At 60.5% G+C, this 18,410-nt stretch carries 15 protein-coding genes; 8 read left to right on the top strand and 7 right to left on the bottom strand.

Annotation, left to right across the window (positions count from 1 at the left end; translation table 11 throughout):
• Positions 1-81: 81 nt before the first annotated feature.
• The 4 genes from dnaK (at position 82) to radC (ending at position 4,632) form a co-directional block, all read left to right on the top strand.
• Positions 82-1,998 (top strand): molecular chaperone DnaK, encoded by a 1,917-nt coding sequence (gene dnaK / locus Q1A85_RS01900; protein WP_299684479.1) that lies wholly within the window; start codon positions 82-84, stop codon positions 1,996-1,998.
• Between the two features lie 80 nt (positions 1,999-2,078).
• A complete protein-coding gene (dnaJ, locus tag Q1A85_RS01905; RefSeq protein WP_299684481.1) occupies positions 2,079-3,230 on the top strand; it encodes a molecular chaperone DnaJ in 1,152 nt (383 codons plus the stop codon).
• 53 nt (positions 3,231-3,283) lie between these two features.
• Complete coding sequence (locus Q1A85_RS01910) at positions 3,284-3,823, top strand: GNAT family N-acetyltransferase (protein ID WP_299684483.1); 540 nt, start codon at positions 3,284-3,286, stop codon at positions 3,821-3,823.
• 59 nt (positions 3,824-3,882) lie between these two features.
• The gene (gene radC, locus Q1A85_RS01915; RefSeq protein WP_299684485.1) at positions 3,883-4,632 is read left to right on the top strand and encodes a DNA repair protein RadC; all 750 of its coding nucleotides are present in this window, start codon (positions 3,883-3,885) and stop codon (positions 4,630-4,632) included.
• Position 4,633: 1 nt separating this feature from the next.
• Here the strand turns inward: radC and Q1A85_RS01920 are convergent, their stop codons facing one another.
• The 3 genes from Q1A85_RS01920 to secA all read right to left on the bottom strand — a co-directional run bounded on the left by Q1A85_RS01920 (position 4,634) and on the right by secA (position 10,037).
• Positions 4,634-6,187 (bottom strand): phosphate ABC transporter substrate-binding/OmpA family protein, encoded by a 1,554-nt coding sequence (locus Q1A85_RS01920; protein ID WP_299684487.1) that lies wholly within the window; start codon positions 6,185-6,187, stop codon positions 4,634-4,636.
• A 24-nt stretch (positions 6,188-6,211) separates the two neighbouring features.
• Positions 6,212-7,231: a hypothetical protein gene (locus tag Q1A85_RS01925; protein WP_299684489.1), complete on the bottom strand. Its 1,020-nt coding sequence runs from the start codon at positions 7,229-7,231 to the stop codon at positions 6,212-6,214.
• Positions 7,232-7,337: 106 nt separating this feature from the next.
• Positions 7,338-10,037 carry a preprotein translocase subunit SecA gene (secA, locus tag Q1A85_RS01930; protein ID WP_299684491.1) on the bottom strand — a complete coding sequence of 900 codons (2,700 nt, stop codon included), beginning with the start codon at positions 10,035-10,037 and terminating at the stop codon, positions 7,338-7,340.
• A gap of 175 nt (positions 10,038-10,212) precedes the next feature.
• Between secA and Q1A85_RS01935 the strand changes: the two genes are divergently transcribed.
• The 4 genes from Q1A85_RS01935 to Q1A85_RS01950 all read left to right on the top strand — a co-directional run bounded on the left by Q1A85_RS01935 (position 10,213) and on the right by Q1A85_RS01950 (position 12,931).
• The gene (locus tag Q1A85_RS01935) at positions 10,213-11,052 is read left to right on the top strand and encodes a peptidylprolyl isomerase (RefSeq protein WP_299684493.1); all 840 of its coding nucleotides are present in this window, start codon (positions 10,213-10,215) and stop codon (positions 11,050-11,052) included.
• A 3-nt stretch (positions 11,053-11,055) separates the two neighbouring features.
• Positions 11,056-12,282 (top strand): bifunctional glutamate N-acetyltransferase/amino-acid acetyltransferase ArgJ, encoded by a 1,227-nt coding sequence (argJ, locus tag Q1A85_RS01940; protein ID WP_299684495.1) that lies wholly within the window; start codon positions 11,056-11,058, stop codon positions 12,280-12,282.
• Positions 12,279-12,677, top strand: a complete 399-nt coding sequence (locus tag Q1A85_RS01945; RefSeq protein WP_299684497.1) for a (deoxy)nucleoside triphosphate pyrophosphohydrolase — start codon at positions 12,279-12,281, stop codon at positions 12,675-12,677. The genes argJ and Q1A85_RS01945 overlap by 4 nt, the downstream gene beginning before the upstream one ends.
• Before the next feature lie 119 nt (positions 12,678-12,796).
• Complete coding sequence (locus Q1A85_RS01950) at positions 12,797-12,931, top strand: hypothetical protein (RefSeq protein WP_299684499.1); 135 nt, start codon at positions 12,797-12,799, stop codon at positions 12,929-12,931.
• Between the two features lie 75 nt (positions 12,932-13,006).
• Here the strand turns inward: Q1A85_RS01950 and infB are convergent, their stop codons facing one another.
• Genes infB through rimP form a run of 4 tightly spaced genes read right to left on the bottom strand, consistent with a single transcriptional unit; the run spans position 13,007 to position 18,325 of the window.
• Positions 13,007-15,478: a translation initiation factor IF-2 gene (gene infB / locus Q1A85_RS01955; RefSeq protein WP_299684501.1), complete on the bottom strand. Its 2,472-nt coding sequence runs from the start codon at positions 15,476-15,478 to the stop codon at positions 13,007-13,009.
• 9 nt (positions 15,479-15,487) lie between these two features.
• A complete protein-coding gene (locus Q1A85_RS01960) occupies positions 15,488-16,108 on the bottom strand; it encodes an RNA-binding protein (RefSeq protein ID WP_299684503.1) in 621 nt (206 codons plus the stop codon).
• 22 nt (positions 16,109-16,130) lie between these two features.
• Positions 16,131-17,747, bottom strand: coding sequence for a transcription termination factor NusA (gene nusA, locus Q1A85_RS01965; protein ID WP_299684505.1), 1,617 nt, complete (start codon positions 17,745-17,747; stop codon positions 16,131-16,133).
• Positions 17,747-18,325: a ribosome maturation factor RimP gene (rimP, locus tag Q1A85_RS01970; RefSeq protein WP_299684507.1), complete on the bottom strand. Its 579-nt coding sequence runs from the start codon at positions 18,323-18,325 to the stop codon at positions 17,747-17,749. Before rimP ends, nusA begins: the two co-directional genes overlap by 1 nt.
• Between the last annotated feature and the right edge of the window lie 85 nt (positions 18,326-18,410).

Consider the following 18,410-nt stretch of genomic DNA (forward strand, 5'->3'; position numbering starts at 1 on the left):
CGCGCAAACTGATCGGGACGTCGATGCCGACACGGGTCGCCGCCTCGGGACATCGCCTTGAAGCAAAGAGGGATCGAAAACATGGCCAAAGTCATTGGTATTGACCTGGGAACCACCAACAGCTGCGTCGCCATCATGGATGGCAGCCAGCCACGCGTGATCGAAAACGCAGAAGGCGCGCGGACGACACCGTCCATCGTCGCATTCACCGAAAGTGAACGGCTCGTCGGACAGCCCGCCAAACGGCAGGCAGTGACGAACCCCGATAACACCATCTTTGGTGTCAAACGCCTGATTGGCCGCCGCAATGACGACGCGGATTTGGCAAAGGACAAGAAAAACCTGCCCTTCGCCGTTATCGACGGTGGCAATGGCGACGCTTGGGTCGAGGCACGTGGCGAGAAATACTCGCCCAGCCAGATCAGCGCCTTTATCCTCGGCAAGATGAAAGAGACCGCCGAGAGCTACCTTGGCGAAGACGTGACCCAAGCGGTCATCACCGTCCCCGCCTATTTCAACGACGCCCAGCGTCAGGCGACCAAGGACGCAGGCAAAATCGCCGGCCTCGAAGTGCTGCGGATCATCAACGAACCAACAGCCGCCGCGCTGGCCTACGGTCTCGACAAGGAAAATTCGCAAACCATCGCGGTCTATGACCTTGGCGGTGGTACGTTCGACGTAACCATCCTCGAGATTGACGATGGCCTGTTCGAAGTGAAATCCACCAACGGTGACACGTTCCTTGGTGGTGAAGACTTTGACATGCGGATCGTGAACTACCTCGCCGATGAGTTCAAAAAGGAACACGCCGTTGACCTGACGCAGGACAAAATGGCCCTGCAGCGTCTCAAGGAAGCCGCTGAAAAGGCCAAGATCGAACTGTCCAGCTCGTCCCAGACCGAGATCAACCAGCCGTTTATCTCTATGGGCGCCAACGGCCAGCCGCTGCACATGGTGATGAAGCTGACCCGCGCCAAGCTGGAAAGCCTCGTGGGCGATCTGATCAAGGCGTCGATGAAGCCCTGCGCCGCTGCGCTCAAGGATGCGGGCCTGTCGGCCTCTGATGTGGACGAAGTGGTCCTCGTCGGCGGTATGACCCGTATGCCCAAAGTGGTTGAGGAAGTGACCAAGTTCTTTGGCAAAGAGCCGCACAAGGGTGTGAACCCCGACGAAGTGGTTGCCATGGGTGCGGCCATTCAAGCCGGTGTTCTGCAAGGCGACGTCAAGGACGTTGTCCTGCTCGACGTGACGCCCCTGTCGCTGGGTATCGAAACGCTCGGTGGCGTGTTCACACGCCTCATCGACCGCAACACCACCATCCCGACGAAAAAGTCGCAGATTTTCTCGACCGCCGAGGATAACCAGAACGCCGTGACCATTCGCGTGTTCCAAGGTGAGCGTGAGATGGCGTCCGACAACAAACTGCTCGGGGCCTTTAACCTCGAAAACATCCCGCCTGCGCCGCGCGGTATGCCCCAGATCGAAGTGACCTTCGACATCGACGCCAACGGCATCGTGTCCGTGGGCGCCAAGGACAAGGGCACCGGCAAGGAACAGCAGATCACGATCCAGGCGTCGGGTGGCCTTTCGGACGAGGACATCGAACAGATGGTCAAGGACGCCGAGGACAACGCCGAAGCGGACAAGGAACGTCGCGAGCTGATCGAAGCGAAAAACCAGGCCGAAAGCCTCATTCATTCGACCGAAAAGTCGATGGAAGAGCATTCGGACAAGGTGGATCCAACCACGATCGAAGCCATCGAACTGGCCATTGCTGCGCTCAAGGATGACCTTGAGGACGAGGGCGCAGGCGCTGACAAGATCAAATCCGGCATCCAGAACGTGACCGAAGCGGCCATGAAACTGGGTGAGGCGATCTATAAAGCGGCGCAAGAAGATGGCGAGGACGAGCCGGCAGGCGCGGACGAGCCACGCGATGACGCGGACGATATCGTCGACGCCGAATTCGAAGACCTCGACGACGACAAACGCGCCTGATTTTGGGCCTCAGAGGAACCAATCGCGAGGCCGGCCACACCAAGGGCCGGCCTCAGACGTTCCAGCAAAGGACATAATCCATGGCAAAACGTGACTATTACGAGGTGCTCGGCGTCACCAAGGGCGCCTCCGCCGACGAGATCAAAAAAGGGTACAGGCGCAAGGCCAAGGAACTGCACCCTGACCGCAACGCCGACAATCCCGAAGCCGAAAACCAGTTCAAAGAGGCGAACGAAGCCTACGAGGTTCTCAAGGACGCCGACAAAAAGGCGGCTTATGACAGATTCGGACACGCCGCCTTCGAGGGCGGCATGGGCGGAGGTGGAGGTCACCCCGGCGGTGGCTTTGGCGGTGGTCAGCAGGACTTTACCGATGCATTCTCCGACATGTTCGGCGACCTGTTCGGCGATTTCGGCGGGCGCGGGGGCGGCGGTGGGCGTCGTGCCGCGCGGGGCTCTGACTTACGCTATAATTTGCGCATTGATCTCGAGGATGCATTTGCGGGTCTGCAAAAATCGATCAACGTGCCGACCTCCGTATCTTGCGGATCATGCAGCGGCACCGGTGCAGAAGGTGGTTCCGAACCGTCCACCTGCCCGACCTGCTCAGGCATGGGCAAGGTGCGCGCGCAACAGGGCTTTTTCACCGTCGAACGCACCTGTCCCACATGTTCCGGCCTCGGCCAGATCATCAAAGACCCGTGCAAGACCTGTTCCGGCGCAGGCCGCGTCGAAAAGGACCGCGCGCTTAGCGTGAACATCCCCGCTGGCGTTGAAACCGGCACCCGCATCCGCCTCGCCGGTGAAGGCGAGGCCGGGATGCGCGGCGGGCCGTCGGGCGATCTGTACATCTTCATTGAGGTGAAGGAACACAAGCTCTTTGAGCGTGACGGCACCAACCTGTTCTGCCGCGTTCCGGTATCCATGGGCACCGCCGCCTTGGGCGGCAGCATCGAAGTGCCCACCATCGACGGTGGTCGTGGCCGGGTTCAAATTCCGGCGGGATCACAATCGGGACGCCAGATGCGCCTGCGCTCCAAGGGGATGCCCGCCCTGCGCGGCGGCCCAACAGGCGACATGTTCATCGAACTGGCCGTCGAGACCCCGGTGAACCTGACCAGCCGCCAAAAAGAACTGCTGCGCGAATTCGAAGATCTCTCAGAAGAGAACAACCCCGAATCCACCAGCTTCTTTTCATCGGTCAAATCGTTCTGGGATTCGATGAAAGGCTAAGGCGCCGAACGTCAAAACTTGCGTAGGATGGGCATTCTGCCCATCTTGCCGCCATGCGCCTTACCTCTGACACCACGACGCTGCGCCGGATGCGCGCGGATGACCTCATGGCCTTTCAGGCCTACCGCCGTGATCCCGCCATCGCCCGCTTCCAGAATTGGGAGCATATGGACGACACCCGCGCAGCCCACTTTCTCCACCACAGCGCCACCGTCGAACCGCTCTTGCGGCCCGGACATTGGACGCAGATCGCCGTGGCAGACACCGAAACGGATGCGCTGATTGGCGACATCGGCCTGCGCATCGCCAAAGATGAGGCCGAAGGCGAAACCGGCATCACGCTCGCCGCCGCCCATCACGGTCGAGGGCACGCGCAGCGTGCCATGCACCTCGCCATCGGGCTGATGTTCAGAACCACCCGAATTGCGCGGATCAGGGCTTGGGCCGACATCCGAAACACCAAATCCGTGACTATGCTGCACCGCGTCGGCTTTGCCTTTTTGGGCCACGAAGTCACCGATGGCATCAAAGAAGCGGCGTTCGAACTGCGCCGCGATGACCACGAGCCATATGCAGGTTGTGCCCACAATTAGACGCGCGTTTTTGACTCTGATTAACCCTTCGTTCACCACGTGCAGGCCAAGGTTTGCGCATGACGGAATTCGCAGAACAACCGCTCCCCTTCGATCTTGACGAGGCCTTGCCTGTCACCCTTCCCAAGGGGCGTACGCCGTCCTACATGGCCGATCATCGCAAGCGTCTGCGTACCCGTTTCATGGACGGCGGCGCGGCGGCTCTGCCGGATTACGAGATGCTGGAACTTGTCCTCTTTCGGGCCATCCCCCGGCAGGACGTCAAGCCGCTGGCGCACCTCCTGATGGGTGAATTCGGCGACTTTAACCGGGTTGTATCCGCCCCGCCGGAACGCTTGCGCGCCCTCAAAGGTGTCGGAGACGCGGTGATCTGCGAGCTAAAGATCATCGAGGCGGCGGCACAACGGCTTGCGCGGGCCAAGGTCCTGAACAAACAGGTGATTTCAAGCTGGGACGCCCTGCTGGATTACTGCCACACCACCATGGCGCACCGCGAAACAGAACAGTTCCGCGTGCTTTATCTTGATCGCAAAAACGTCCTGATCGCGGATGAGGAACAGGCCAAGGGCACCGTCGATCACGTCCCCGTCTATCCACGAGAGGTGGCCAAACGCGCCCTGGAACTGAACGCGTCCGCGCTGATCCTTGTGCACAATCACCCATCAGGCGACCCCACGCCCAGCCAGTCTGATATCGACATGACCGAACAAATCGAGACAGCCTGTCAGGCGCTTGGACTTACGTTACATGATCATCTGATTGTCGGAAAAGACCGGGAAATCAGTTTCAAAACAGAGGGTTACCTGTGAACTAACGGACCCAAACCTCAACACGCCGGTTCGCCTGACGTCCCCACTCGCTGTCATCGCAGGCCATAGGCAGCGCCTCGCCAAAGGCATCGACGCTCAGGTCGATCCGGTCAAAATTTGCTGTTTCCGCCGCTGTGACCAACGCCCGTCGTACGGCCTCTGCCCGGCGCAAGGCGATGTCACGGTTGATCTCTGCCGGGCCATCTCCATCGCTGAACCCAACAAGCAGCATCGCTCGGGCGTCGTATTTGCCCTGCTCCAGCGCCCGCGCCAGTTGCTGCACGTTGGATCGGGACTGCGCGTCCAGCCGCACCGACCCCGTCTCGAACCGAAACGAGATCGACAGCCGCGCCATCGGGTACAATGTCCGCGTCATCCGTTGCAGCTCCTCCAGCGACACCTCCGGTCCTGCTGCTGTGACCGCATTGGCAAACCGGTAGCCTTGTGCGTCTATGGACACTTCCTCGGGGGCTTGATCGACAAATCCAGCACGCCGGATCATCACCTGCGCCGACGTCCCCCGCGTGAATGCCAGAAAATCCCGCGCGACCTTGGGCAGCCGCCGCGCTGGCAGATACAAAAACATAGGTGCGGTCAGCGGGTAGTCTTCGGTCTTGATTGTCCCGCGCGTTGCCGACAATGAAAATCCGCACGGCCCCGTCAGGCTGAGCGCCCGTGCGTTTCCGATATCGGCAAAGCTGGCAACACCCAGCGCAAACGGGTCTCGCCCAACCGCCGCCACCAGATCTGCGCCGCGATCATGGCGGGCGATCCCATCAGCCAACGTAAATCCAACCGGCCCCATGACATCATCCTCAACCGCTTGCCCCAAACCGGTATTTGTCCCCGGCAGATGTAGGGAAATCGGAGCATCCGCCCCGCCCAGCGTCGACCAATTGGTGATCCGTCCTGCCAACACCTCGGCCAACCCGGTGGGAGAGATGGTGTCGACCGGATTGGTTGGCGCCACAATCGGAACCATCGCATCCAATGCCAATACGCGGCTGCGATTTGCTTGCGTCAGGTCGCCCAGCCCTGCCTCCCGCGCGCGCTGACGTTCGTCCGGACGTATTTCGCGCAGCGCCATGACAATGTCCGCGTCATTGGCCAACAGATCGGCAAAGCCTTCATCCGTGTTTGACACCCAAACATAGAAACGCGCCACAGGCTTGCCGTCTGCGACGCTTCGCAACTCGTAGGTATAGGTCTGTTCGTCGGTGTCGAACCGATGCGTGGTGTAGTCATTGCGCAACGCAAAGCCTTCGATCAGGGCGGGCAACAGGACCGCGCCCATGGTGGCGGACCCGGACACGCTGACCTCTGCCACGAAGTTTTGCAGATTTGGGCAGGCGGGGCCTTCGCATTGCACGCCGGATCCGTCCACGGTCAGTTCGCCATAGATCGTCTCGACCCGGTAAAACTCTCCGTCAAACCCCAGCAGCGTGCCGCTGATTTCCACCCGCCCATCGGGCGACGTCAGCGTCACGTCCTGCGCTGCAAGCGCGGTCCCAAAAAGAAAAAGTGCGGCGCAAAACGCCGCACGGAGCCATGCCATAGGTGGTCACTGCCCTTGTTGCGATCAGTTGGACGCGACTTTCATGTCTGTGACCAGATTGTTCAACACCAGAAAGTCACCGGCCGCATCACAGCCCGGCACAGCAAGCGTTAAATCGCGCGTCGTGATGGTGCCGCGGTCCGACATCTCAAGGGTTTGCGCCTCGACCTCGAGGCCACAGTTTTGCATCGTGATCTCGGTTTCGACGGACAAATCAATCAGGCCGTCGCGACCCGACCGGCCCGCAGCAAAGGTGTAGACTTCGGCCACCAGCGGATCAGCCAATTCAGGATCACCCAGACGCATCAGCGCGCCGGTCTCACCGTTCAAGAACCCTGTCGCCGCAGCCTCTCCACCGGACCAGACATGACCCGCATCACCGTAGGACGCACCAAATTCACGCGCATGAAGCTGGAATCCGGCTTGGCCACGCCATTGCAAGGCAACCCGCGAGAATGCATCGATATCCGGGACCGAAACCTGCGCCACGGCACCGTCACCGTTGGAAAAAGCCATGATGAACACGCCGTCTTTGGCGAGCGCGGGCACCAGCACTTTGAGCGTGCCTGCGTCATCTGTGGCTTGGGTAAAGATCAGACCATTGTGATGCACCGTCAGCCGTTCATTGGGCGCACAGGGCGCATCAAGGTGGAGCATCGCCATTCCACCGGGCACAGCCTCAGCCGAAGCGGTCATTTCACATTGGGCAATCTGCGGAGCCGTATCTTCGGCGGGGGGCGGCGCCAGCACATCGGCGGGCGACGCGGCCACACGCTGAACGGCAGTCTCTGATTGCGGCGGGGTCACCGGGGCCACATCGGAGGCAGAGGTCAGTTCGATGGCCTGCACTTCGATCAGTTCATCCGTACGCATCGCGCCAAGGAACCCTGCACCTGCGACCGACGAACTGTTCACTGCAACAGAAGCACGCGCCTCTTTGCCGTAGCGTTCTTGTGCGGCCTCGCTGCGCTGCATAACAAAGCCGATGCCAACAGCAATCGCCAGCGTGCCTACGGCCGTGATGATTTCCTTCTTGTGCGACATCGTCCCACGCCCTCTCCACGGAATTTCTCCATCAAGGTTTCGCGCAGAAGTTGGGCCACTGTATGGCCGGGTGGAGGAGTCTTTGGGGCAGGAATGGGGCGCCCGGTCAGAGACGTCCGTGGCAATGCTTGAACTTTTTGCCCGATCCACACGGGCACGGATCGTTGCGGCCCGGGTCGCCCCACGTGCTTGGATCGTTCTCGTCAAACCCGCCTTCGATAGCCGCAGGTGTGGGGGCCGGCACCGTCGCTTCGGGTTCCGCAGCCTGCTGCACGGCAGCCTGTTGCGCGGCCACCTGCGCCAGCATCTCTTGCTGCTCTTCCTCGGTCAGCGGACGGATACGGGACAGTTTGTTGGTCACTTCGGTGCGCAGACTTTCGAGCATCACCTCGAACAACTGGAACGCTTCGTTCTTGTATTCGTTCAGCGGGTCACGCTGCGCATAACCGCGGAACCCCACGACGGACCGCAAATGTTCCAGCGTCAACAGGTGTTCACGCCACTTGCCGTCGATGGCCTGCAGCACCAGTTGTTTCTCGATGCTGCGCATGTTCTCGGCGCCAAAGGACTCGAGTTTTTCTGCCAGCATCTTGTCACTGGCTTCGATCAGGCGGTCGCGGATTTGTTCGTCGTCCACACCTTCCTCTTCGCACCATTCCATCACCGGAGGGTTGATGCCGAGGTTTTCGATCACAGCGGCATACAGCCCTTCGCTGTCCCATTGGTCGGCGTAGGAGCCTTCGGGCAGATACTGGTCAATGAGGTCATCAACCACCTCGTCGCGCATGTCCGATGTAACCTCGGACAGGTCTTCGGCTTCCATGATCTCGCGCCGTTGTGCAAACACCACCTTGCGCTGGTCGTTCATCACATCGTCGAATTTCAGCAACTGCTTGCGGATGTCAAAATTGCGGCCTTCGACCTTGGCCTGCGCCCGCTCTAATGACTTGTTCACCCACGGGTGCACAATCGCTTCGCCTTCTTCCAGACCCAGCGTCTTGAGCACCTTGTCCAGACGGTCTGACCCAAAGATACGCATCAGGTCGTCTTCGAGCGACAGGTAAAAGGACGTGCGGCCCGGATCACCCTGACGACCCGACCGGCCACGCAACTGGTTGTCGATCCGGCGGCTTTCGTGGCGTTCGGACGCAAGCACCAGCAGGCCGCCCGCCTCCAGCACCTTTTTCTTTTCGTCCTCGTGCTCGGCCTCGATCCGCGCACGCACCGCTTCGGGATCGGCCTCCGGGTCAGCGGTGATCGCTTCCAGCACCTTCATCTCGACGTTGCCGCCCAGCTGAATGTCTGTGCCGCGACCGGCCATGTTGGTGGCGATGGTGACCGCGCCGAACTTGCCCGCGTCCGCAATAATCTGCGCCTCTTGCTCGTGCTGGCGGGCGTTCAGGACGTTGTGTTCGATCCCTTCAGCCTTGAGCGCTTCCGAAAACATCTCGGACTTGTCGATAGAGGTGGTGCCCACAAGGATCGGTTGACCTTTGGCATTGGCCTTCTTGATCTCTTCGACGATGGCTTTGTACTTCTCGGCGGCGGTGCGATAGACCTGATCGTCCTCGTCCACCCGCGCGATAGGACGGTGCGTCGGGACCTCGACCACGCCCAGCCCGTAGATCTCTGCAAATTCCTCGGCCTCTGTCGCGGCGGTGCCGGTCATGCCCGACAACTTGCCATAAAGGCGGAAATAGTTCTGGAACGTCACCGACGCGAGCGTCTGGTTTTCAGGCTGGATCTGGACCTGCTCTTTGGCCTCCAGCGCCTGATGCAGACCGTCGGACAGACGGCGGCCCGCCATCATGCGGCCCGTGAATTCGTCGATCAGGACAACCTCGCCATTGCGGACGATGTAATCCTTGTCCTTGGTGAACAGCTTGTGCGCCCGCAGGCCCTGGTTCACGTGGTGCACGATGGTCGTGCTTTCCGGATCATAGAGCGAGGCGTCTTCTTCGATCAGGCCACGCACGCGCAGCTGTTCTTCGATGAACTCGTTGCCGTCTTCGGTGAACGTCACGCTGCGCTGTTTTTCATCAAGCTCGTAGTGTTCGTCCTGAATCAACGGGATCACACCGTCGATGGTCACGTACATCTCGGACCGGTCCTGAAGCGGGCCGGAGATCACCAGCGGCGTCCGCGCCTCGTCGATCAGGATGGAGTCCACCTCATCCACGATGGCAAAGTTGTGCCCGCGCTGCACCATCTGTTCGATCGACGGTTTCATGTTGTCGCGCAGGTAATCAAAACCCAATTCGTTGTTGGTGGCATAGGTAATGTCGCAGGCGTAAGCGGCGCGCTTGGTCTCTTCGTCCATGCCGGCATAGGCGACACCGGTGGTCAGACCCAACGCTGCAAACACCTTGCCCATCCATTCGGCATCCCGCTGGGCGAGGTATTCGTTCACCGTCACCACATGCACACCCTTGCCCGTCAGCGCATTAAGATACGCGGCAAAGGTCGCGGTGAGCGTTTTGCCCTCACCTGTCTTTTGTTCAGCAATGTTACCCTGATGCAGGAACAGACCGCCCATCAACTGAGTGTCAAAGGCCCGCAGGCCCAGCGCGCGTTTCGCCGCCTCGCGGCAGTTGGCAAAGGCTTCGGGCAACAGCGCATCCAGCGCTTCGCCACCCATGGCGCGTTTCGCCAAGGCTTCGGTCTTGTCCTTCAGACCGTCGTCACTCAGCGCCTCAAATTCCGGCTCCAACGCGTTGACCTGTTCAATGATCGGCCTCACGCTCTTGATCTTGCGATCATTGGGGGTGCCAAACACCTTTTTGGTGAGTGTTCCGAAACCGAGCATACCGTCTCCAGCCGATCAATTATGTTCATGCAGCAACTGCTTGCCGGGCGCGCGCCAAGCCCATAAGTATCGGGGGCATTAATCGGCCCAGGCCACGTCCATAGGGCGATGTAAGGGTCACGCGAAACCGTGTCAATGCGCGCCCCAGCCGCGTGCCCAGCCCAAGGACTGTTCCATGTCGAAACGCCTCTTTTCCCTGTCTGCACTGGCCCTTTCCGTGGCTATGGCCCTGCCTGCCGCCGCGCAGGACGCAGACACGGTTGTCGCAACCGTGAACGGGACGGATATCACGATCGGTCACATGATCGCCGCCCGCGCCACCTTGCCCCAGCGATTTCAGGAACTGCCCGACGAGGTTCTGTTCACCGGTATCCTCGACCAATTGATCCAGCAGACACTGCTGGCCCAATCCTTCGAAGGGGATTTGCCCAAACGCGCGCAACTGTCGCTGGACAACGAAACCCGGTCCCTGACAGCGGGCGAAGTCATCGAAGGCGTGCTGGAGCAGGCGCTGACGCCCGATGCGTTGCAAGCCGCCTATGACGCGCGTTTTTCCGATGCGACCCCGACCGAGGAATACAACGCCTCCCATATCCTCGTGGAAACCGAAGAAGCGGCGCAGGCGATCAAGGCCGAACTGGACGACGGCGCAGAGTTTGCCGCCGTCGCACGTGAGAAATCCACCGGCCCGTCGGGCCCGAACGGTGGATCATTGGGCTGGTTCGGTCCGGGCATGATGGTCCCGTCCTTTGAGGCGGCAGTGATTGCGCTGGAACCCGGCGAGGTGTCGGACCCTGTTAAAACGCAATTCGGTTGGCACGTGATCACCCTCATCGAAACACGCACCGCCGATCTGCCCGAAATCGAAGAGGTGCGCGCCGAGTTGGAAGAAGACCTGCGCACCGAAGCCATCGAAAACCGCGTCAACGCCCTGCGCAGTGCAGCGGATGTGGATGAGAGCGCCGCACAGGGCATCGACCCGGCGATCCTGCGCGACATCGAACTGCTGCAATAAGCCATGGGTGATCCGTTGCCCCGTTCGCCGCTGGCCCCGGCGGCCTTTCCTGACACGCCAGTGGTCAATGGTGTCCGGTTTGCGGGCGCTGAGGCTGGGGTAAAATACAAGGGTCGCAAGGACGTCATGCTTGCCGTCTGCGCACCTGGTACGGCGATTGCCGGGGTTTTCACGCGGTCCGCCACACGGTCGGCCCCCGTGCTCGATTGTCAGGCCAAGCTGGGGGGCGACAGCGCGGCGGGCGCTGCAATCCTCGTGAATTCGGGCAATGCCAACGCGTTCACCGGGCGCAATGGGGTCGACGCAGTGAATGCCGTTGTGACGGCGGTGAGCACGGCCACCGGTCTGCCCGCATCGCGCGTGTTCACCGCCTCTACCGGCGTCATTGGTGAGCCGTTGCCCAAAGAACGGATCGCAGACAAGCTGGACGAGCTGGCCGCGAACCTGTCCGACACGGCCATCCGCGATGCAGCGGACGCGATTATGACCACCGACACCTATGCCAAAGGGGCGTCCGCAACCTGCGGGGTTGACGGCCAGACCGTCACAATCGCTGGCATCGCCAAAGGGTCCGGTATGATCGCCCCGGACATGGCAACGATGCTGGTCTACATCTTCACGGACGCACAGATCGGTCAGCCGGATTTGCAGGCTCTGGTCAGCCGCCTAAACGACAAGACGTTCAATTGCATCACCGTTGACAGCGATACTTCCACCTCTGACTCGTTGATCTGCGCCGCGACGGGCGCGTCCGGTATTGATGTGACCGGCAATTCCGGGTTCGCCGACGCTTTGCACAGCGTGATGCTGGATCTGGCCCATCAGGTGGTGCGTGATGGTGAAGGGGCGACCAAGTTCGTCGAGATCACCGTAACCGGGGCCGCATCCGACGCGGAGGCTAAGACCCATGGGTTGTCCATTGCCAATTCCCCGCTCGTCAAAACGGCCATTGCGGGCGAAGATCCGAATTGGGGCCGGGTTGTCATGGCGGTGGGTAAATCTGGCGCGGCGGCTGATCGCGATGCTCTGTCGATCCGGTTTGGCGACGTTCTGGTGGCAGATCGCGGCTGGGTCAGCCCCGATTACCGCGAAGAAGACAGCGCCGCACATATGAAAGGTGACTACATCCGCATCAGCGTGGACATTGGCCTTGGCGATGGGGCCGCGACCGTCTGGACCTGCGATCTGACCCACGGCTACATCTCGATCAACGCGGACTACCGGTCGTGAAAGTTGTCCTTGTCTCTGCCGTGGCGCTGATCGACGTCGATGGGCGCGTGTTGCTTGCCCAACGGCCCGAAGGGAAATCCATGGCCGGACTGTGGGAATTTCCCGGTGGCAAAGTCGAATCAGGTGAGACGCCAGAGGCCGCCCTGATCCGCGAGTTGCAGGAAGAATTGGGGATCGATACATGGGCGTCCTGCCTTGCCCCTCTGACCTTTGCCAGCCACAGCTACGAAACCTTTCACCTTTTGATGCCTCTCTTTGCCTGCCGAAAATGGGACGGCACGCCGCAATCGCGCGAGGGCCAAGCGTTGAAATGGGTCAAGCCGTCGAAACTACGCGATTTTCCAATGCCGGATGCGGATATCCCGCTGATCCCGATCCTGCGCGACTGGCTCTGATACACCCGTTCGCCGTTTCCAATCCGCAAACTTTTCCATCAATACGTGCGTTTTGTTGGTGACTTATTAACCAAAGTACATAAGTTTGAGACATATCTTTTCTTTGGGGAGGAAAGCGTATGCTGCGAACCATCGCATTGGGCACATCCATTCTTGTGCAGGGCATCTATGTCCGCACGCTTCCGGACGGTCGCATGACCGTGCGCGTTGATGGATCGACCTATTCCGGCATACCTGTTTCACGCACCGCTTGACGGGCAAACAGGTTGAGAAATGAAAAAGGGACGGCGCCTGCGCCGTCCCCTTTTTTGTCTGTATGACCTGATTGATTAGTCGAGAACGCGCGTGATCTCTTCGCGCTCAAAGATTTCGATCACGTCATCCGGGCGAATGTCGTCATAGTTTTCGAACGCCATGCCGCATTCCTGACCCGACTGTACCTCGGCCACTTCGTCCTTGAAGCGTTTGAGCGTTTTCAGTGTGCCTTCATGGATCACCACGTTGTCCCGCAGCAGACGCACCCCGGCAGACCGGCGCGCGACACCTTCGGTCACGAGACAACCCGCAACCTTACCAACGCCAGAGACCTTAAAGACCTCCTTGATCTGCGCATACCCGATGAAGTTCTCGCGGATCTCTGCGCTCAGCAGACCAGAGGCCGCCGCCTTCACATCGTCCACAAGGTCGTAAATCACCGAATAGTAGCGGATCTCGACACCCTTTTGGTTGGCCGAATTCCGCGCCGACGTGTTGGCACGGACGTTAAAGCCCATGATCGGCGCTTGGCTCGCTTCGGCCAGACCCACATCGGTTTCGGTGATCGCTCCAACGCCCGAGTGCAGCACGCGCACGCGCACCTCGTCGTTGCCGATCTTTTCCATCGCCTGAACGATGGCTTCGGCAGACCCCTGCACATCGGCTTTGACCAGAATGGGCAATTCGCTGACATTCTCGTCGGCCTTGGCATTTGCCATCAGCTGTTCGAGGGTCGTGGCCGCACCGGCGGCTGCGCGTTTATCCTTGGCCGCTTTTTCGCGATATTCAGCGATTTCACGGGCCTGCGCCTCGGTCTCTGTCACGTTCAGAACGTCGCCCGCTTCGGGTGTACCGTTCAGGCCCAGAACCTCAACCGGAACCGACGGACCAGCCTCTTTGACGCGCTCGCCCTTGTCGTTGATCAGCGCACGCACCTTACCGTACTGCTCACCCACAACAAAGATATCGCCCTGACGCAGGGTGCCGTTCTGCACCAGAACGGTGGCCACAGGCCCACGGCCCACGTCCAGCTGCGCCTCGATCACGGCGCCTTGGGCGGCGCGGTCGGGGTTGGCCTTGAGTTCCAGAATTTCGGATTGCAGCGCAATCGCTTCGAGCAGTTCATCAAGACCCTGACCGGTAATGGCAGACACTTCGACATCCTGCACTTCGCCGGACATCTTTTCGACGATGACCTCGTGTTGCAGCAGGTCGGTGCGCACCTTGTCGGGCTGTGCATCGGGTTTGTCGATCTTGTTGATCGCCACGATCATCGGCACTTCGGCAGCTTTGGCGTGGTTGATCGCCTCAATGGTCTGCGGCATCACGGCATCGTCCGCCGCAACAACCAACACCACGATGTCCGTCACCTGCGCACCACGGGACCGCATCGACGTAAAGGCCGCGTGGCCCGGTGTATCAAGGAACGAAAGCGTCACGCCATCGTCGGTCTTTACCTGATAGGCACCGATATGCTGGGTGATCCCGCCCGCCTCTCCTGCGACAACCTTGGCGTCGCGGATCGCGTCCAGCAGGGACGTCTTGCCGTGGTCAACGTGGCCCATGATCGTAATGACCGGGGGACGCGCCTGCAGATCATCCTCGTTGTCGATGACCTCTTTGATGACATCCTCGACATCCGCGTCAGACACACGCTGCACGTTATGGCCAAACTCTTCGATGATCAGTTCGGCGGTGTCGGCATCAATAGTCTGGTTCTGCGTGACCATCATACCGTTGTTCATCAGCGCCTTGACCACGTCGCCCACACGCTCGGCCATACGGTTGGCCAGCTCGGACACCACGATCGCCTCGGGCAGGTTGACGGTGCGCGTGACCTTTTCACGCTCGACCGATCCACCCATCGCCTTTTGACGGGCGCGTTCCTGTTTGCGCTTCATCGCGGCCATGGACCGCTGGCGGCCACCTTCGCCACCAGACAGCGCTTGGTTCAGGGTCAGTTTGCCCGACCGGCGCCCGCCATCGTCGCGGCCACGGTTGTTCGGGCGCTGTTCGCGGTCGCGATCCGTCTTGCGCGGTGTGGCCGCAGGGGTTGCCTGCCGCTGCGCGGGCTTGGCCGCTTCGGCCGGGGCGGCTGCTGCCGCCTGTGCCGCTGCCGCGGCTTCGGCTGCCTTGCGCTTTTCTTCTTCTTCCTTGGCCTTCAGCGCCTCTTCGCGCTCACGCTCTTCGCGCTCCTTGGCCTCGGCCTCCGCACGGCGGCGTTCGCGCTCTTCTTCGCGGGCCTTCTCTTCGGCCTGACGTGTGGCGGCCTCTTCGACCTCCCGCGCCTTGGCGGCCTGCACAGCCTTCAGTCGGCGCTCCATCTCGGCATCAGAGATGCCTGCGGGGCGACGGCTCGGATCACCGGCGGACGCACCACCAGGACCGGAGGCTTTGCCAGCCCCGGGCTTGGGTACGACGACCCGCTTGCGCTTGGTTTCGACGACGACATTCTTGGTCCGCCCGTGGCTGAAGCTTTGCTTCACATTCCCCGGACGTGCGCCGCTGCGCAGACCCAATGTCTTTTTCCCGTCAGTATCGCTCATATAGCTCGTCTATCCTTCCAGGTGGCCCCTGCCACCTTCATTTTCACGCACGCCGCGCAATCGGTTGGCTTCCTCTACAACACGTTGCGTGAGTCCACCAGAGGCGAGCGCGCCATGTATCACAGTTTGGCGGCCAAAGGCCAAACCCAACTCATCCGCCGTCAGCCAGCCGATGTAAGTCCCGAAATGCGGTGTGCTCAGCTTGGACTTGCCACGTCCAGACCCATCAACCGCCTGCATCAGCACCTGCGCCTCTTCAAGCGCAAGCATGTTCTTCACCTTCTCGTAACCGGCAACCGCACGGCCCCCTTTGCGCGACAGCGCGATCAGGTCGACCACACGCCTGGCCAGTTGCCGCTCCACCTCGTCTACAAGGCCGTCGGGCACAATCACCTGCCGCTTTGCCCCGCGCGAGAACAGTTTTTTCTTCACCGCCGTTTCCAGCGCATCCCGATCCGCGGCGACATACATACCACGACCCGGCAGTTTGCCCGCGATATCCGGCACGACCTGTTCGTCCGGGCCAATGACAAAGCGGATCAAACCAAATTTTGGCTGCACCTCACCCGTGGCGAGGCACTTGCGCTCTGGCCCGTCGGACCGATCCTTGGATGCGCCACCGCGACCCATGTGCAAGACCCGAGGCCTGCGATCAGGCCTCGGCCTCCTCGGTTTCTTCGATGCCCTCTTCGGCTTCTTCAGCCTCAAGGTCCGCAGGATCAACCCAGCCCAACAGAATGCGCGCCGTCATAATCAGGTGCTGCGCCTCTTCCAGAGACACGTCAAAGGGCTCAAGTACGCCGTCATCCTTGTGGCGCTCGCCATCCACTGTGGTCCAGCCACCGGCCAGTTCCCAGTCAGCGCATGTTGCGAAATCTTCGAGGGTTTTGACGTCATCCTTGGCCAACGCCTCCACCATTTGGGGTGTCAGGCCGTCAAATTCAATAAGGCTGTCCTCGGCACCCAACGCGCGGGCGTTGTCCAACGCCGCCTTGGCCTGCGCCTCAAGCACATCGCGGGCACGGGCTTGCAATTCCTGTGCCGTACCTTCGTCCACACCGTCGATGACCAACAGTTCGTCCAGTTCGACATAGGCCACTTCTTCGAGGTTGGTGAACCCTTCGGAGACCAGCAGTTGGGCAAAGAATTCATCGAGGTCCAGCGTATCCATGAACAGCTTGGTGCGCTCTTCAAATTCTGCCTGACGACGCGCCGATTCTTCGGCCTCGGTCATAATGTCGATATCGAGGTTGGTCAGTTGCGATGCCAGACGCACGTTCTGACCGCGGCGACCGATGGCGAGGCTCAGTTGTTCTTCGGGCACGACGACTTCGATCTTGCCGGCCTCTTCATCCAGAACCACTTTGCTGACCTCGGCAGGCTGCAACGCGTTCACAAGGAAGGTCGGCTGGTCTTCGTTCCACGGGATGATGTCGATCTTTTCACCCTGAAGCTCGTTCACCACAGCCTGCACGCGGGAACCACGCATACCAACGCAGGCACCGACAGGGTCGATCGAGTTGTCATAGGAGATCACCGCAATCTTGGCGCGGCTGCCGGGGTCACGGGCCACGGCCTTGATCTCGATGATGCCATCGTAAATCTCAGGCACTTCCATCTTGAACAGCTCGGCCATGAATTCCGGCGCAGTGCGGCTCAGGAAAATCTGCGGGCCGCGCTGCTCGCGGCGCACATCCTTGATGTAGCAGCGGATGCGGTCATTCGGGCGATACGATTCGCGGCCAATCTTTTCGTTGCGGCGCAGGATCGCTTCGCCCGCGCCCACATCGACGATGACGTTGCCGTATTCCTCGCGCTTGACCAGCGCGTTGATGATGGTGCCTGCGCGGTCCTTGAACTCTTCGTACTGACGATCCCGCTCGGCTTCGCGGACCTTTTGCAGAATGACCTGCTTGGCCGACTGCGCCGCGATCCGGCCCATTTCGACCGGGGGGACCTCTTCGATCAGCTGTTGGCCGACTTCTGGGTTTTCCATGTACTGCTTGGCCTGTTCGACGGTGAATTCGGCCTGATAGTTCTCAAGCTCTTCGTCCTCGACCACGGTCCGCACGCGGGTAAAGGTTGCGCGGCCCGTCTTGCGGTCGATGCTCACGCGGATGTCCATTTCGGCGCCGTAGCGGGACTTGGCCGCGCGGGCGAGCGATTCTTCCATCGCTTCAATGACCAGCGCAGGGTCGATCATCTTTTCGCGGGCGACCGCCTCGGCGGTTTGCAACAGCTCAAGCTGGTTTGCAGATGTAATGGCCATCAGTTGTCCTCCTCTGACCCTTCGGTCGTCTCAATCTCGTCGAAATCTGTTTCGTTCAGCACGCCTGCCGCTTTGCGTTGGCGCAGCATTTCCTTGATCAGCTCATCCGTCAGCACGAGCTTGGCATCACTCAGCCATTCGAATTTGAGGCCGATCGTGCCCTCGGTCACGTTGATCAGCACTTCGTCATCCTCGATCCCGGCCAGCACACCCTTGAACCGGCGACGTCCGTCGATCAGTTCATCGGTTTCAAGCTTGGCCTCGTATCCTTCGAACGCATCAAAATCCTTGAGCCGCGTCAGCGGGCGGTCAATGCCGGGCGACGACACTTCGAGCGTATAAGCATCGAGGATCGGGTCCTCCACATCCAGCGTCGCGCTGACAGCCGTGGAGATCGCCGCGCAATCATCCACCTCGATCCCGCCATCGGGTTTGTCGGCCATGATCTGCAACGTGGTTTCCTTACCGCTCATCAGCCGCACACGCACCAGCTCATAGCCCAGATCCTCGATCACGGGCGTGATGATCTCGGCGAGCCTGCGGTCAATGGCAGCTTTGGCGATGAGGTCGTTTGACATGGTATCCAAGCACAAAAAAACGGGCGCGCGGCCCGTCGATCTTTCCCGGTGGAGCGTTGGGTGTGGACCCCAGCGCGCCGCTGTT

This window comes from uncultured Tateyamaria sp., assembly GCF_947503385.1.
Taxonomy (GTDB): Bacteria; Pseudomonadota; Alphaproteobacteria; order Rhodobacterales; family Rhodobacteraceae; genus Tateyamaria.

Coding starts and splice junctions, on each gene's coding strand:
- secA (WP_299684491.1), bottom strand. CDS start 10,037: ATGCTCGGTTTCGGAACACTCACCAAAAAGGTGTTTGGCACCCCCAAT.
- Q1A85_RS01950 (WP_299684499.1), top strand. CDS start 12,797: ATGCTGCGAACCATCGCATTGGGCACATCCATTCTTGTGCAGGGCATC.
- infB (WP_299684501.1), bottom strand. CDS start 15,478: ATGAGCGATACTGACGGGAAAAAGACATTGGGTCTGCGCAGCGGCGCA.
- rimP (WP_299684507.1), bottom strand. CDS start 18,325: ATGTCAAACGACCTCATCGCCAAAGCTGCCATTGACCGCAGGCTCGCC.
- radC (WP_299684485.1), top strand. CDS start 3,883: ATGACGGAATTCGCAGAACAACCGCTCCCCTTCGATCTTGACGAGGCC.
- dnaK (WP_299684479.1), top strand. CDS start 82: ATGGCCAAAGTCATTGGTATTGACCTGGGAACCACCAACAGCTGCGTC.
- Q1A85_RS01935 (WP_299684493.1), top strand. CDS start 10,213: ATGTCGAAACGCCTCTTTTCCCTGTCTGCACTGGCCCTTTCCGTGGCT.
- Q1A85_RS01960 (WP_299684503.1), bottom strand. CDS start 16,108: ATGGGTCGCGGTGGCGCATCCAAGGATCGGTCCGACGGGCCAGAGCGC.
- argJ (WP_299684495.1), top strand. CDS start 11,056: ATGGGTGATCCGTTGCCCCGTTCGCCGCTGGCCCCGGCGGCCTTTCCT.
- dnaJ (WP_299684481.1), top strand. CDS start 2,079: ATGGCAAAACGTGACTATTACGAGGTGCTCGGCGTCACCAAGGGCGCC.
- nusA (WP_299684505.1), bottom strand. CDS start 17,747: ATGGCCATTACATCTGCAAACCAGCTTGAGCTGTTGCAAACCGCCGAG.
- Q1A85_RS01920 (WP_299684487.1), bottom strand. CDS start 6,187: ATGGCATGGCTCCGTGCGGCGTTTTGCGCCGCACTTTTTCTTTTTGGG.
- Q1A85_RS01910 (WP_299684483.1), top strand. CDS start 3,284: ATGCGCCTTACCTCTGACACCACGACGCTGCGCCGGATGCGCGCGGAT.
- Q1A85_RS01925 (WP_299684489.1), bottom strand. CDS start 7,231: ATGTCGCACAAGAAGGAAATCATCACGGCCGTAGGCACGCTGGCGATT.